The following is a 13364-nucleotide window of genomic DNA, read 5'->3' on the forward strand; positions in this document are numbered from 1 at the left end:
CTATCTCCTGTCCGTATCGGTGCTGCTGTAACTGCTGACGACGGTGACGAACAGGCGCTGACGCGACTGCCGGACCGCCTCGTTCTCGGGTTCCATCAGGACCTGCACCGCGGTGCCGTCGTGGATGGCGACCAGCGCCCGGCCGAGCGCCTCGCGGTCGGTGACGCGTCGTCCGGCAGTGGCGAGGGCGTCCTCGACGATCGGCATGATCGTGTGCAGGATGGCGTCTTCGCGCGCGGCCATGACCCGCTTGAGGACGGGGTTGCGCAGCGCGTGGGCGGTGAACTCCGCGGTGATCCGGTACCAGGCGTCGTCGACGGGGATGGCCGCGAGGACGCGGTCGACGGCGGTCTCGAGCGTCAGCGACGCGGGCCGGGCAGCGGCGTCGGCGAGGGCGGTGCGGATGCCGTCGAGCATGAGCGCCGAGCGCTGCTCCCACATCGCGAGGAACAGCTCGTCCAGTGAGGTGAAGTTCGAGTAGAAGGCGCCGCGCGTGTACCCGGCGCGCTCGCACACGTGCTCGACGGTGGAGCGGCCGAAGCCCTCCTCGGCGAACACCTCGCCCGCGGCGTCGAGCAGGCGCTGGCGGGTCTCGGCGCGGCGTTTGGTGACCCGCTTGGGGCGCGGCACGTCGGTCGCCAGGTCGGACATCTGCACTGGTCATCCCTGCTTTCCGGTGACCGGGAACCTGTTCGATACAAAACTGTATCCGATGGGGCGCGCGTAGGGTCGGAATTGTGCAGGTCTGGTACGTGAGTTACGGATCGAACATGTCGCAGGCCCGGCTGGACTGCTACCTGCGCGGCGGATGTCCCGCGGGGGGTGTGCGCACGTACACCGGGGCGCGGGATCCGTGCGCGCCCGCGGCCCGGATCCCCGTCCGACTGCCCGGCACGGTCTACTTCGCCGGCGAGTCCTGGGTGTGGGGTGGGGGCCGGGCGTTCTACGACCCCCGTCTGCCTGGTGCCACCGCCGCATGCGGCTATCTATTGACCGGTGAACAGTTCGACGACATCCTCGCGCAGGAACCGTCGTGCTACGACCGGGTCCTCGACGTCGGCATGCTGGGCGGCGCGCCGATGCGCACTTTCACGTCGGTCGTCGGGCGCGGTGACGTCGCCGGGGCCGAGCCGTCGGCCGCATACCTCGCCACGATGACGACGGGACTTCGTGAGGTGTTCGGCTGGAGTTCCGAACGGTCCCATGCGTATCTCCGGCAATTGCGGCACTGACCGGGGTACGGTCGGGAGGCCGAACGCTGTGTCGGCGCTCACAGAAAAGGAAATCGATGTCGAATCTGCATGTCGTGGCGACCATTCCGGCCAAACCCGGATCCGAGAACACGGTCCGTGCCGCGCTCACCGCGCTGGTGGAGGCCAGTCGCAAGGAGGACGGTTGCGTGTCCTACGACCTGTACGAGTCGACGACGGCCGCGGGCACGTTCGTGACTGTCGAGGTGTGGACCGACCAGCACGCCCTCGACGCGCACATGAAGTCCCCGCACATGCGTGAGGCGGCAACCTCCTTCGGCGCGTACCTCGCCGCGGCACCGGGTATCCACCCGCTGCGCCCCATCGCCTGATCTCCTTCTCCCGTTTTGCGCACTTATCGGTCTCGTCCGGGCTCTGGAGCACCGATAAGTGCGCACAACGCGTTTCACGTGGAACCGGGCACGCCGTGGAGGTCCCGCCACGTCCGGTCGTTCAACACCGTCGCGGCGACGAGCACCATCCACCCGCTCATCGACAGCAGTTCGACGCGCTGCGCGAAGCCGAGCCAGGCGTGGCTGCCGGACGGGTCGTCGACGCCCACGAGCATCCACAGCGTGCCGATCAGGAACAGCACCACCACGGTGAGGCCGCACCACCACATCGCCCGCGGCGCGCGGTACACGAAGATTGCGATGATGAACGCGACCGCCGAGACCACCGCGGCCGTCACCGAGACGGTGCTCGTGAGCGCGTGCCACTGATGCGTGAGCGGTATCTGCGCCGCCTCGCAGGCTTGCTTGGAACACCGCAGGGGCAGACGCGAATCGGCGATCGTCCCGACCGCAAACACCCCGAGCGCGAGCCAGCCGACGGTGGTGAGGAACCGTCGCGGTGTCACGGTCAGACCCAGCACGGCGGCCACCGTCAGCGTGATACCGGTCAGCAGGTCGCCGCTGCGGTAGAGGATCCCGTGTTCCTGGTCCGTCGCCGCGAGTTGGCTCGCGAAGCCCTCGAACGGGTTCCCGCTCGGGTTCAGGAAGAACGCCAGTACCCACGACGAGTACAGCACCGCACCAGCGATCAGCAGTCCGGCGAGCGTGTAGCGACGCACCGCCGCCGCCGCCGCCGCCGTCGTCGTTGTTGTTGCTGCCGTCGTCGCCGACGTCACCGGCACGGCGTCCTCAGGCATGTCCGCTGCGGGGCTTGGCGAACGGGAAGGCGAGGGACTCGCGGATGCTGCCGCCGGTGATCAGCATGACGACGCGGTCGACGCCCATCCCGAGCCCACCGGTGGGCGGCATCGCGTGCTCGAGGGCCTGCAGGAAGTCCTCGTCGAGTTCCATCGCCTCGGCATCGCCGCCGGCCGCGAGCAGCGACTGCTCGGTGAGCCGGCGACGCTGGTCGATCGGGTCCGTCAGCTCGCTGTAGGCGGTGCCCAGTTCCATGCCCCACGCCACCAGGTCCCACTTCGCGGCGACGCCGGGGATCGTCGGGTGCGGCCGGGTCAGCGGCGACATCGACGTCGGGAAGTTGGTGTAGAAGGTCGGGAACTCGGTCTGCCCCTCGACGAGGTGCTCGTACAGTTCCTGCGCGACGGCACCGGCATCCCAGGACTTGTTGTACTCGATGTCGTTGGCGTCGCACAGCTTCCACAGATCCTCGAGCGACGTCTCGGGCGTGACCTCGACGCCGAGCTTCTCGGCGATCGCGCCGTGCATCGTCTTGACGGGCCACTCGCCGGAGATGTCGACAGGGACGAGTCCGCCGTCCGGTCCGGGTCGCATGATCGTCTGGCTGCCGTGTGCGGCGACGGCCGCGTTCTGGATCAGCTCGCGGCACACCACCATCATGCGTTCGTAGTCGCTGTGCGCCTCGTATGCCTCGAGAATCGTGAACTCCGGGTTGTGCTTGAAGTCGACGCCCTCGTTGCGGAACACGCGCCCGATCTCGAACACCTTCTCCATGCCGGCCACGCACAGGCGCTTGAGGAACAGCTCCGGCGCGATCCGCAGGTACAGGTCCAGGTCGTACGCGTTGATGTGGGTCACGAACGGGGCCGCGTTGGCGCCGCCGTGGATGCGCTGCAGGATCGGCGTCTCCACCTCCAGGTAGTCCCGGCCGGACAGCGTGTCGCGCAACGACTTCACGATTGCGGTGCGCGCCACCAGCAGCCGCCGCGACTCCGGATTGATCGCCAGGTCGACGTAGCGCTGGCGCACCCTGGTCTCGGCGTCGGTCAGGCCCTTCCACTTGTCCGGCAGCGGGTGCAGGCACTTGCCGTTCATCCGCCAGTCCGTCGCCAGCAGCGACAGCTCGCCCTTGCGGCTGCGTCCGATGGTGCCGCTGACCTCCATGAGGTCGCCCAGGTCGAAGGCGGTGGAGAACTCGTCGAGGCGGTCGCCGACGGTGGTGCGCTCGATGAGCACCTGAAGGTCGCCGGACCAGTCCCGCAGGACCGCGAACGCGACACCGCCGTACGTGCGGATCCGCAACAGCCGTCCCGCGATACGCACGCGCGTGCCCTCGGGCGACGCGGCCGCGGCGGCGACGGTGTGGGTCGGGGGATAGGCGACAGGGTAGGCGTCGGTGCCCTCGTCGGTGAGGCGCGCGAGCTTGTCCATCCGCACCCGCACCTGCTCGGGGCGGCGCGGACCCGACAGCGCCGACGCGGCCGACGCGGTCTCCGAGGCCGCGCTCGCGGGGACGGCGTCGGGGGCGCTGCCGTCGGCGTGCAGGACGCCGGAGATCGCGAGCGCCTCCGGCACCGCCGTGTGCGTGCCGGTGTGGGTGGCGGCCTTGGCTCGACGCCCGAATGTGGGGAGCGTCAGGAAGCCCTCGGCGACCGCCGACGCGATGCCCACGCGGGGCAGGTGCCGGTTGTCGTCGAAGCACAGGTAGCGCGGCGCCCACTCCGGTTGGTACTTCACGTTGGAGCGGTACAGCGCCTCGAGCTGCCACCAGCGGGAGAAGAACAGCAGCATCGACCGCCATATCCGCAGGATCGGGCCGGCGCCGATGCGCGCGCCCTCCTCGAAGGTGGACCGGAACACCGCGAAGTTCAGCGACACCCGGACGACGCCGAACTCGTCGGCGCGAGCCGCGAGTTCGGTGACCATGAACTCGACGACGCCGTTGGGGGCGTACGGGTTCCGACGCATCAGATCCAGCGAGACGCCGTTGGGCCCCCACGGCACGAGGGAGAGCATCCCGAGCACACCCCCGTCGTCGCCGACGGCCTCCACCAGCAGGCAATCACCGTCGAGTGGGTCGCCGAGCCGGCCGAGAGCCATCGAGAACCCGCGTTCGCTCTCGGTGTCCCGCCAGTTGTCGGCGCGCGAGATGACGCCGGCCATCTCCTGTGGCGGGATGTCGCGGTGGCGGCGGATCCGAGCGGTCACCCCCTGCTTGCGGATCCGGTGGACGGCCTGCCGTACCTGCCGCATCTCGCGCCCGTTCAGCGTGAAGTCGCGGGTCTCGAGGATCGCCTCGTCGCCCAGTTGCAGCACCGACAGCCCGCCCCTCTGGTAGGCGGTGGCGCCGGCCTCGCTCGCGCCCATCACCGCGGGTGCCCATCCGTACTGAGAGCAGAGCGCGAGCCACGCATCCACGGCGTGCGGCCACGCCTCCGGGTTGCCGATCGGGTCACCGCTGGCCAGACACACACCGATCTCGACGCGGTACGTCACCGCGGCCTTGCCGCTGGGCGCGAACACGACCGCCTTGTCGCGACGCGTCGCGAAGTAGCCGAGCGAGTCGCCGCCGCCGAAACCGTCGAGCAGTCCGCGCAGCGCGGACTCGTCGTTACCGGTCAACGCGTTCGACGCCCGCTGCGACCGGAACAGCACGATCACCGCGGCCAGCAGCGCGAGCGCGCCGAACAGACCCAGCACGGTGTTCACGAACGCGTGTGGATGCCCGTCGAACTGCTCGTTCTCGACCAGGGACAGGGCCGTGACGCGGTTGAGCGCCCACAGGAACCGCTCGCTCCGCGGCAGCGTGCCCGGGAACATCTCGACGAGGCCCCAGCCGAGCAGGGTGCCGATGGCGAGTCCGGCGAGCAGGACGCCGAGCGCCTTCCAGCCCGCGCCGCGCCGTACGCGCGTGTAGAACTCCTTGCGGGCCGCGATCAGGACGCCGATGACCGCGAGATGGACCACGCAGGCCACCGCGGCGCTGACGTTTCTGTCGATCGCCGCCTCGAGTGCGTTGCCGATCGCGAACAGCGCCATGTAGATGGTCAGCAGCCACCAGGCGATCCGTTTGCGGCTGGCCAGGGCAGCAGCCACCAGGCCCACGACCACCGCCCACGACAGGCTCGTGTCAGGGGCGTCGAAGTAGTAGTTGTTGATGTACACCCGCGGTGTGTGGAGAAGGAACCGCAACGCGGGTGACAGGCTCCACAGGAAGACCAGCACGGAGTACACACCGAGAATCAGCCCCGCGATGTGCGGGACTTCGGCGAGGCGTCCGCGTTTCGGTGCGACCTGTGTTCCGCGTACTTCCCGCTTGTCCGCCGCGTCGACCGGGGTACCGGTGCTGGTAGCCATCAACGTCCTCTCAGTTGCCGCGTCGTGTCTTCCTCCAGTGTGAGGCGTTTCCGAGCTGTTTGGGCGTTGGGGGGAAGATGTAGTCATGTCTGACGCTGTGGACGAGGTGCCGATCCGTGACGAGACGATCCGGTTGGGTCAGTTCCTCAAACTCGCGAACCTCATCGAATCGGGTGCCGAGGCCAAGGGCGTCATCGCGGACGGGCTCGTGAGTGTCAACGGCGAGGTCGAGGAGCGGCGCGGCCGGCAGTTGCGCGACGGCGACGTCGTCGAGATCGGCGGCCTGGCGGCACGGGTGAGCGCCCCGACCGCCGACTGACGGGCCCCGTGCCCGCCCGGGCCGGCACACCGGTCACGGGCCGGCGCGGCGCGGCCCCGCCCTCGTGAACTCCGGCTGCGTGCCGGAGAGGAACGCGTCCAGGCCGATGTCCAGGTCGGGGTTGGGGGCGCCGGTCCAGTAGCGCTCGAGCTCGTCGTCGATCCCGCCCCGGGTGGCCGCGTCGATCATCTGCTTCGCGGCCCGCTGGGTGATCGACGACCGCGCCGCGATCGTCGCCGCCAGGGCCGACGCCCGGGCGTGGAGGCGGTGCCCGGGCACGACCTCGGCGACCAGGCCCACCCGCAGTGCGGTGCCGGCGTCGATCCGGTCCCCGGTGATCACGAGGCGTTTCGCCGTGGCCGGCCCGAGGGTGTGGACCAGTCGGGTGATCGTCCGCGCCGGGTAGATCACGCCGAGCTTCGCCGGTGTCACCGCGAACTCGGCGTTCTCGGCGGCCACGCGGATGTCGCACGCCAGGGCGAGCTGCGCGCCGCCGCCGATGCAGTATCCGGTGACGGCCGCGACCGTCGGCTTGGGGAACGCCGCGAGTGCCTCCTCCGCGTCGGTGACCCGTTCTTCCATGCGGACGCCGGACCTCCGCGCCGAGCGCAGCTCACGGATGTCCATCCCGGCACAGAAGTGCGGTCCGGAGCCGGTCACCACCACCACCGACACCGTCGGATCGTCCGCCAGCCGCGCGAGCCCGGTCGTCAACTCCCCGAGCATCTTTCCGGTGAGGGCGTTGTAGCGGCGGGGATGGTCGATCGTGACGACCGCGACGTGCTCCTCGACGGCGATCCGGATCCGGCCGGGATCGGCGGGCGTGCTCACCGTCCCGCCCGGTAGTCCTCGACGAGAAGCTTTTTCTGCACCTTGCCCATCGCGTTCCGGGGCAGGACGTCCACGGCGCGGATCTCACGGGGACGTTTGTGGATCGACAGGGTCTGCGCGACGAAGTTCGAGAGTTCGCGGTGATCGCGGCAGTCGCCGACGATGTAGGCGACGATCCGCTGCCCGAGATCGTCGTCCGGCACGCCGACGACCGCGGCCTCGCGGACGTCGGGGTGGTTCAGCAGCGCCTGCTCCACCTCGCCGGCACCGATCCGGTAGCCGCCCGATTTGATCATGTCGATCGACTCGCGTCCGACGATGCGGTGGAACCCCTGCTCGTCCACGACGGCGATGTCGCCGGTCTTGAACCACCCGTCGTCGGTCATCGATTCGGCGGTCTTCTCGAAGTTGCCCAGGTATCCGTCGAAGAGGGTCGGGCCCGCGATCTCCAACTGTCCGAGCGTTTCTCCGTCGTGCGGTACCGGGTTCCCGGACTGGTCGCGCAGCCGGGTCGCCACTCCCCGCAGGGGCAGTCCCACCCAGCCGGGGCGCCGCTCGCCGTCGAACCGGGTGCTCAGCGTGATGATGGTCTCGCTCATTCCGTAGCGTTCGATCGGCGCGGAACCGGTGAGTGCGGTGAGGCGCTCGAAGACGGGCACCGGCAGGGGAGCGCTGCCCGAGACGAGGAGCCGCGCGGAGCCGAGAGCGCGGGCGACCGCCTCGTCGGCACACACGCGGGACCACACGGTGGGGACGCCGAAGTACAGCGAACCACCCGCTGCCGCATACGCATCCGGTGTGGGGCGCACGGTGTGCACGAGCGGGGAGCCGTGTCGGAGCGCGCCCACGACACCGAGGATGAGTCCGTGCACGTGGAACAGGGGGAGCCCGTGTACGAGGGTGTCGTCCGCATTCCAGTTCCACGCGTCGGCCAGCCCGTCCAGTCCTGCGGCCACTGCCGCCCGGGAGAGCACGACGCCCTTGGGGGTCCCGGTGGTGCCCGAGGTGTACATGATCATCGCGGTGGTGCCGAGTTCGGGCTCGGGGTGGGTCGATCCCGAACGTGCCCGTGGGTCGACCAGGACGGAGGGGAGGGTGACATCCTCCCGGTAGGCGCCGAGCCACAGCTGCGCGCCCGAGTCCTTCAGGATGTGGTTCCGCTCGGCCGGCCCCGAGTCGGGTGGCACGGGTACCGCGGCCACGCCCGCCATGAGGCATCCGGTCACCGCGATCACCGTCTCGATGCTTGCGGTGGCGTCGATGGCAACTCTTGTGGCACCGGCGATCTCGTCGGCCACGGCGGCCGCTGCCGCGATCAGTTCGGACCGGGTGAGCGCCTCGTCTCCGACACGGACTGCGTGGCGATCCTCGCCGCCGTTGCCGGGATCGCCCAGCGATGTCAGCAGCGGTCGAGGCCTCAGGGTGGTCATCGGTGAAGGGTCCTTTCTCGAAGCCCCTACCGGACGGTGCCGGGGCATCATCGGTCCACATTGTGGACCGCCGTGCTACATTGTGGTCCGGCTAACGTATAGCCCGCGATGCTCGCCGTCAACCGACGGGTGTGAAAGGTCTTGAATGAACAGTGTTCTCACCGCGCTCCGGGTGTTCGAGGAGGTCGCGGCCGCGCAGCCCGTCGGGCTGTCGGAGCTGAGCAAGCGTCTCGACGTTCCCAAGAGCACGGTTCAGCGGTGCCTCAAGACGCTGGCCGACGCCGGCTGGTTGCGCCCCGCGACCGGCGACGCGGGGCGGTGGGTGATCACCGGTAAGGCCTTCAGTTTGGGCAGTGCGATGTCGGCCGGCGACGACCTGCGCGACGTGGCGCTTCCCGAGTTGAGCCGGTTGCAGGCCGAGACCGGCGAGACCGTCCACCTGGCGGTTCCGGACGGGAGCGAACTGGTCCTGATCGAGCGTCTCGACAGCGCCCACCAGCTGCGCGCCTTCCTCCCGCTGGGGACGCGGTTGCCGCTGCATGCGGCGTCCACGGGCAAGGCGTACCTCGCGTCGTTGACGGACGCCCAGGTCGAGGAGTTCCTGTCGACCGAGCTCGCTCCGCTGACCGATCGCACGGTGACCGATCCGGCGGCGCTTCGTCGGGAGATCGCGGAGATCCGCAGCCGCGGGTACGCGGTGACCGACCAGGGGCTGCACGACGGGATCGCCGCCGTCGCGGTTGCCCTGCGCGGGCGGGGCGGCGCCGTGCGCGGCTGCTTCAGCGTCTCGGGCCCGGCCTCGCGGCTGACCCCTGATCTCTACCCGGTGTACGGCGAGAAGGCGCTGCTCGTGCGGGACGCGATCGAGCGGTTCCTGGCCTGACCGGACCGACCGTCAGGCCTGTGTGCGCTTGGTCCGTGAGCGGGTCTTGCCGGCGGCCTTGGGTGGTGCGGTTTCGGCGGGTTCGTCGTCGGGCAGCGGCTCGAACAGCATCGCGGTGTTGATGGTGGCGAGCTCGCGGCTGGCCGCCTCGTAGAGCCCGGTCAGGACCTGCATCGACCGCACCGCGTGGTGCATCTTGGTGGTGATGTCGCTCAGTTCCTCGAGGTTGGAGACCAGGGTCTGGCGGCGCAGTTGCGCGTACCGGTCGGTGATCTCGCGCCCCTTCGCGGTGACGGTGAACACCGACGACGTCCCGGACTTCGTCCGCTCGAGCAGTCCCATGCTCACCAGCTTGCGCAGGTTGTACTGGAGGTTCGGCAGGTCGTCGCGGTTGGTCAGCTGGGCGATCGTGGCGGTGTCCTTCGAGCGCTCCTGCATGCGCACGACGTGCAGCGCGACGACCTCGTTGAACGCCAGGTCGAGGTCGGCGGACACGCGGATGGCCTGCACCGCGAACCGCTGGAACCCGCCCTCCACCTGGAGGATTGCGAACTCGAAGGCGGTCAGCGCCTCCTCGTAGGCGTTCTCCGCCAGGTGCCAGCGCCGCCCCGGCGCCAGCGACTCGGGCCTGCCGGGTGACGTGGGGTCGCTGCTGCTCATCTTCTCCGTCGCTGGTTCGCTCGGCGTGGACCTGGCGGCGCGACATCCTGAATCGATACGCGCTGTGGTGCAACGGTATCAGGGGGAATGAAGGCAAACATTGAACTCATTCGTAGATCATTCATAAAATTTCTATTGACAGTCCACGAACAACTGATACTGTGACTCGCAACACCGCGAGTGTTTCCGACTTCTCAGACCGTGCGGCTCCCAGCCCGGGCCTGCACATCCGGCGCAGATCTCTGCACTGACAGCCACTTCCCATCCCAGACCACACGGAGGTCTCGATGACCACTACTTCCCACAGCGGTTCGTCCGCCGGGGTCACCCGGCAGTACGCGCCCTACGTCAAGGCCGACTGGGGCTACGCGAACCACTGGTACCCCGCCCTGATGTCCGACGAGCTCGAGGACGGCACCGTCAAGGGCATCACGATCGGCGGCCACGACATCGCCGTGCGCCGCTCGGCGGGCAAGGCGTACGCGCTGGCGGACCGCTGCATCCACCGCGGCGTGAAGCTGTCCGCCAAGCCGATGTGCCTGTCGGAGGGCACCATCACGTGCTGGTACCACGGATTCACGTACGGTCTCGAGGACGGCAGCCTCACCACGATCGTCGGCAACCCCGACGACTCGCTGATCGGCAACGCCGGCATCCGCACGTACCCCGTCGAAGAGGTCAACGGGATCATCTACGTGTTCGTCGGGGACGAGGACTACGGCACGCCGCCGCCGCTCAGCAGCGATCTGCCGGCCCGAGTCACCAACGACCCCAACGACAATCCGGTCCCGCACCTGCTGGACGAGGGCATCGTGATCCGCGGCATCCACCGCAAGCTGGTCGGCAACTGGCGACTGGCCGCCGAGAACGGCCTCGACCCCGGACACCTGCTCGTCCACTGGGACAACCAGATCCTGGTCGCGCTCGACCGCGCGCTGCCGCTCGGCGTCAACGCCCTCACCGACTCGGCCACCGAGGAGATCGACATCCCGGACGGGCCGAAGGGCGTGATGAACCGGTACGACCGCCCGGACCTCTACAAGCCGTGCCTCGACAACCCCAAGGTCAACATGAAGGCGCGCGGCACCGTGCCGCACTACTTCCGTACCTCGCTGTGGGTTCCGGGTGTCCTCATGGTGGAGCACTGGCCCATCACGGACGTCGTCCAGTACGAGTTCTACGTCCCGATCGACGATCACCACCACGAGTACTGGGAGATCATCGCGACTCGCGCTACCACCGACGAGGAGATCGCCGAGTTCAACTTCAAGTACGACAACTTCATGCTGCCGCTGGCGCTCGAGGGCTTCAACAACAGCGACGTCTTCGCCCGCGAGGCCACCGAGGAGCACTACACCAGGTTCGACGGCTGGAACAACGAGGTGCTCTGCGACATGGACTACTCCATCGTCGCCTGGCGCAAGATGGCGGCTCGCCACCCGCGTGGCTTCTTCGAGTCGCCCTTCCAGGACGAGGACTGACCATGTCCATCGCCCCGATCGACGCAATTCCGGAGTATGCAGTGACCACGAACAACGTCCACCTGAAGTTCACGGACGGGACGAAGACCGTTTCGGTGCCGGCCGGCACCACGATTCTCGAAGCAGCGAACGCGGCCGGTGTCCGACTGGTGAGTCAGTGCAAGGTCGGTACCTGCGGAACCTGCGTCGGTCGGGTCGCGTGCGGCGAAGTGATGATGCCCGAGGGTCGGGTCTACTCGCTGCGGCAGGAAGAGATGGCCGCCGGCCATCGACTCCTGTGCCAGGCGCACGCCTTCGCGGACTCCGAGGTGGAACTGGACTACCCGGCATCGATGCTGGACGAGTACCCGGTGATCCTCACCACCGCGAAGGTCGGTGCGGTCACCTGGCTCGGCGAGACGGTGGTCGAGTTGCGGCTCAAACTGCCCAAGTCGGTGCGCTTCTCGTTCCGCGCCGGCCAGTACGTGCGGATGCGGGTGCCCGGCACCGACGAATGGCGTTCGTACTCGATGGCGTCCGGTGAACGTGACCGGAAGACGCTGACGTTCACGATCCGGGTGCTCCCGTCCGGTGCGATGTCGGACTACCTCCGCGGCGCCGCCGCTACCGGTGACCAGATCGAGATCGAGGGGCCGATCGGCGGTTTCGGGCTCGCGGAGGACTCGGGACCGACCCTGATGATCGCCGGCGGCACCGGTCTGGCGCCGATGCTGTCGATGCTGGAAACGCTGCAGACCGCGCGCGACGATCATCCGATCCGCCTCGTCTTCGGCTGCACGCGTGGGGCCGACCTGTTCCACCTCGACGAGTTGGACGCGCGCCGCAGCTTCATGCGCAACCTGGCGGTCCGGGTCGTCGTCGACGAGCCCGGCGACGCGCTCGCCGCGATCCCCGACGTCCTGGTCGGGAACCCGGTCAGTGTTCTGACCGCCGACGACGTCGCGCATCCGCAGACCTCCGCGTACCTGTGCGGGCCGCCGGCGATGCTGCAGGCGGCCGAGCAGCGCCTGCTCGAACTCGGAATGCCGGCGGAGCGAATCCACGCCGAGCAGTTCCTTCCCAGCTAGATCGCAATCGAGCTGCGCGGTGACGCGGTTCGACTTCCGAACAGAGGCAAGAGATGAGTATTTCCCGACTGGGCGCTCTGAGCGTCGACGTCACGGACCTGGAGGCGTGGCGCCACGTGCTGGTCGACCTCCTCGGCCTGCACGCCCGACCGCGTGAGTCCGAGCAGGACCCGCTGCTGATCCGTATCGACGATCACCATCATCGGATCGCGCTGTACCCCGCGGCCGAGGACCGGATCCGGGCCATCACGTGGGAGGTCGACAGCCTCGAGGAACTCCGTGCCATCGCGGACCGCGTCGACGCCGAGGGCCTTGCCGTCGAGTGGATCTCGACGGGTGCGCCGGAGGAGCGGATGGCGGTGGCGGCCTTCCGGTTCGTCGACGCCGACGGTTTCCCGAACGAGGTCTGCTTCGGCCCCACGATCGATCACCTCCCGTTGGCGCAGGGCGGGGTGATCAGCGGTTTCGTCACCGGCGAGCTCGGCCTGGGGCACGTGGTGCTGATGTGCAAGGACTACCCGAAGGCGGTGGACTTCTACACCCGGGTCCTCGGGTTCCGATTGACGGACTACATCGTGTGGGACGGTGCGGATGCCACCTTCCTGCACTGCAATCCGCGTCACCACAGCCTGGCGCTGATGAACGAGTGCTTCAGCTTCACGGGCGGGGACTTCAACCACCTCATGCTCGAAGTGGCGTCGATCGACGACGTCGGCCGGGCCTACGACATCATCAACGACGCCGCCATCTCGCTGCAGATGACCTTCGGTCGGCACACCAACGACGGCGTGACGTCGTTCTACCTGCGCACCCCTTCCGGATTCGCGATCGAGATCGGCTACGGGGGAGACCTCGTCGACTCGGACGACTGGGAGGTCAAGACGTTCCGTTCGCCGTCCCGGTGGGGCCACGAGCCGCAGAAGGCGGAGTGAGCG

13 protein-coding genes are annotated in these 13364 nt (G+C 68.7%); 7 read left to right on the forward strand and 6 right to left on the reverse strand.

The genetic code is table 11. The annotated features are described in order from the left end of the window. Nucleotides 1-651 carry a TetR/AcrR family transcriptional regulator gene (locus tag ABTV10_RS00245; RefSeq protein ID WP_499035244.1) on the reverse strand — a complete coding sequence of 217 codons (651 nt, stop codon included), beginning with the start codon at nucleotides 649-651 and terminating at the stop codon, nucleotides 1-3. Nucleotides 652-752: 101 nt separating this feature from the next. On the opposite strand from ABTV10_RS00245, the gene ABTV10_RS00250 reads away from it, so the two are divergent. Beyond that, nucleotides 753-1232: a hypothetical protein gene (locus ABTV10_RS00250; RefSeq protein WP_499031723.1), complete on the forward strand. Its 480-nt coding sequence runs from the start codon at nucleotides 753-755 to the stop codon at nucleotides 1230-1232. A 56-nt stretch (nucleotides 1233-1288) separates the two neighbouring features. Next, complete coding sequence (locus ABTV10_RS00255) at nucleotides 1289-1582, forward strand: putative quinol monooxygenase (protein WP_499031725.1); 294 nt, start codon at nucleotides 1289-1291, stop codon at nucleotides 1580-1582. A gap of 74 nt (nucleotides 1583-1656) precedes the next feature. Here ABTV10_RS00255 and ABTV10_RS00260 read toward each other — a convergent pair whose 3' ends face one another. Next, the gene (locus tag ABTV10_RS00260; protein WP_499031727.1) at nucleotides 1657-2400 is read right to left on the reverse strand and encodes a DUF998 domain-containing protein; all 744 of its coding nucleotides are present in this window, start codon (nucleotides 2398-2400) and stop codon (nucleotides 1657-1659) included. Beyond that, a complete protein-coding gene (lysX, locus tag ABTV10_RS00265) occupies nucleotides 2393-5758 on the reverse strand; it encodes a bifunctional lysylphosphatidylglycerol synthetase/lysine--tRNA ligase LysX (protein ID WP_499031730.1) in 3366 nt (1121 codons plus the stop codon). Before lysX ends, ABTV10_RS00260 begins: the two co-directional genes overlap by 8 nt. Nucleotides 5759-5843: 85 nt before the next feature. Here lysX and ABTV10_RS00270 point away from each other — a divergent pair, with 85 nt between their 5' ends. After that, a complete protein-coding gene (locus ABTV10_RS00270) occupies nucleotides 5844-6077 on the forward strand; it encodes an RNA-binding S4 domain-containing protein (protein WP_433608813.1) in 234 nt (77 codons plus the stop codon). Between the two features lie 33 nt (nucleotides 6078-6110). Here ABTV10_RS00270 and ABTV10_RS00275 read toward each other — a convergent pair whose 3' ends face one another. Beyond that, nucleotides 6111-6908 (reverse strand): enoyl-CoA hydratase/isomerase family protein, encoded by a 798-nt coding sequence (locus tag ABTV10_RS00275; protein ID WP_499031732.1) that lies wholly within the window; start codon nucleotides 6906-6908, stop codon nucleotides 6111-6113. After that, nucleotides 6905-8338: an acyl-CoA synthetase gene (locus ABTV10_RS00280; protein WP_499031735.1), complete on the reverse strand. Its 1434-nt coding sequence runs from the start codon at nucleotides 8336-8338 to the stop codon at nucleotides 6905-6907. Before ABTV10_RS00280 ends, ABTV10_RS00275 begins: the two co-directional genes overlap by 4 nt. 145 nt (nucleotides 8339-8483) lie before the next feature. Between ABTV10_RS00280 and ABTV10_RS00285 the strand changes: the two genes are divergently transcribed. Next, nucleotides 8484-9221 carry an IclR family transcriptional regulator gene (locus ABTV10_RS00285; protein ID WP_499031737.1) on the forward strand — a complete coding sequence of 246 codons (738 nt, stop codon included), beginning with the start codon at nucleotides 8484-8486 and terminating at the stop codon, nucleotides 9219-9221. Between the two features lie 12 nt (nucleotides 9222-9233). Here ABTV10_RS00285 and ABTV10_RS00290 read toward each other — a convergent pair whose 3' ends face one another. Continuing rightward, complete coding sequence (locus tag ABTV10_RS00290) at nucleotides 9234-9881, reverse strand: helix-turn-helix domain-containing protein (RefSeq protein WP_499031740.1); 648 nt, start codon at nucleotides 9879-9881, stop codon at nucleotides 9234-9236. A 287-nt stretch (nucleotides 9882-10168) separates the two neighbouring features. Between ABTV10_RS00290 and ABTV10_RS00295 the strand changes: the two genes are divergently transcribed. From ABTV10_RS00295 to ABTV10_RS00305, 3 genes are read left to right on the forward strand one after another with little or no spacing between them, the layout of a single operon-like run. Next, nucleotides 10169-11362: a Rieske 2Fe-2S domain-containing protein gene (locus ABTV10_RS00295; RefSeq protein WP_433608823.1), complete on the forward strand. Its 1194-nt coding sequence runs from the start codon at nucleotides 10169-10171 to the stop codon at nucleotides 11360-11362. A gap of 2 nt (nucleotides 11363-11364) precedes the next feature. Further along, nucleotides 11365-12429, forward strand: coding sequence for an FAD-binding oxidoreductase (locus ABTV10_RS00300; protein ID WP_499031742.1), 1065 nt, complete (start codon nucleotides 11365-11367; stop codon nucleotides 12427-12429). A 53-nt stretch (nucleotides 12430-12482) separates the two neighbouring features. Further along, the gene (locus ABTV10_RS00305) at nucleotides 12483-13361 is read left to right on the forward strand and encodes a VOC family protein (RefSeq protein WP_499031745.1); all 879 of its coding nucleotides are present in this window, start codon (nucleotides 12483-12485) and stop codon (nucleotides 13359-13361) included. The last annotated feature ends 3 nt before the right edge of the window (nucleotides 13362-13364 follow it).

Source organism: Paraburkholderia sp. RHO2, assembly GCF_050955445.1.
Taxonomy (GTDB): domain Bacteria; phylum Actinomycetota; class Actinomycetes; order Mycobacteriales; family Mycobacteriaceae; genus Prescottella; species Prescottella agglutinans_A.

What these genes read in the sequence shown, in the direction of transcription:
- ABTV10_RS00245 (WP_499035244.1), bottom strand. Translation starts at nt 651, where the DNA reads ATGTCCGACCTGGCGACCGACGTGCCGCGCCCCAAGCGGGTCACCAAA.
- ABTV10_RS00255 (WP_499031725.1), top strand. Translation starts at nt 1,289, where the DNA reads ATGTCGAATCTGCATGTCGTGGCGACCATTCCGGCCAAACCCGGATCC.
- ABTV10_RS00260 (WP_499031727.1), bottom strand. Translation starts at nt 2,400, where the DNA reads ATGCCTGAGGACGCCGTGCCGGTGACGTCGGCGACGACGGCAGCAACA.
- lysX (WP_499031730.1), bottom strand. Translation starts at nt 5,758, where the DNA reads ATGGCTACCAGCACCGGTACCCCGGTCGACGCGGCGGACAAGCGGGAA.
- ABTV10_RS00270 (WP_433608813.1), top strand. Translation starts at nt 5,844, where the DNA reads ATGTCTGACGCTGTGGACGAGGTGCCGATCCGTGACGAGACGATCCGG.
- ABTV10_RS00280 (WP_499031735.1), bottom strand. Translation starts at nt 8,338, where the DNA reads ATGACCACCCTGAGGCCTCGACCGCTGCTGACATCGCTGGGCGATCCC.
- ABTV10_RS00285 (WP_499031737.1), top strand. Translation starts at nt 8,484, where the DNA reads ATGAACAGTGTTCTCACCGCGCTCCGGGTGTTCGAGGAGGTCGCGGCC.
- ABTV10_RS00290 (WP_499031740.1), bottom strand. Translation starts at nt 9,881, where the DNA reads ATGAGCAGCAGCGACCCCACGTCACCCGGCAGGCCCGAGTCGCTGGCG.
- ABTV10_RS00295 (WP_433608823.1), top strand. Translation starts at nt 10,169, where the DNA reads ATGACCACTACTTCCCACAGCGGTTCGTCCGCCGGGGTCACCCGGCAG.
- ABTV10_RS00300 (WP_499031742.1), top strand. Translation starts at nt 11,365, where the DNA reads ATGTCCATCGCCCCGATCGACGCAATTCCGGAGTATGCAGTGACCACG.
- ABTV10_RS00305 (WP_499031745.1), top strand. Translation starts at nt 12,483, where the DNA reads ATGAGTATTTCCCGACTGGGCGCTCTGAGCGTCGACGTCACGGACCTG.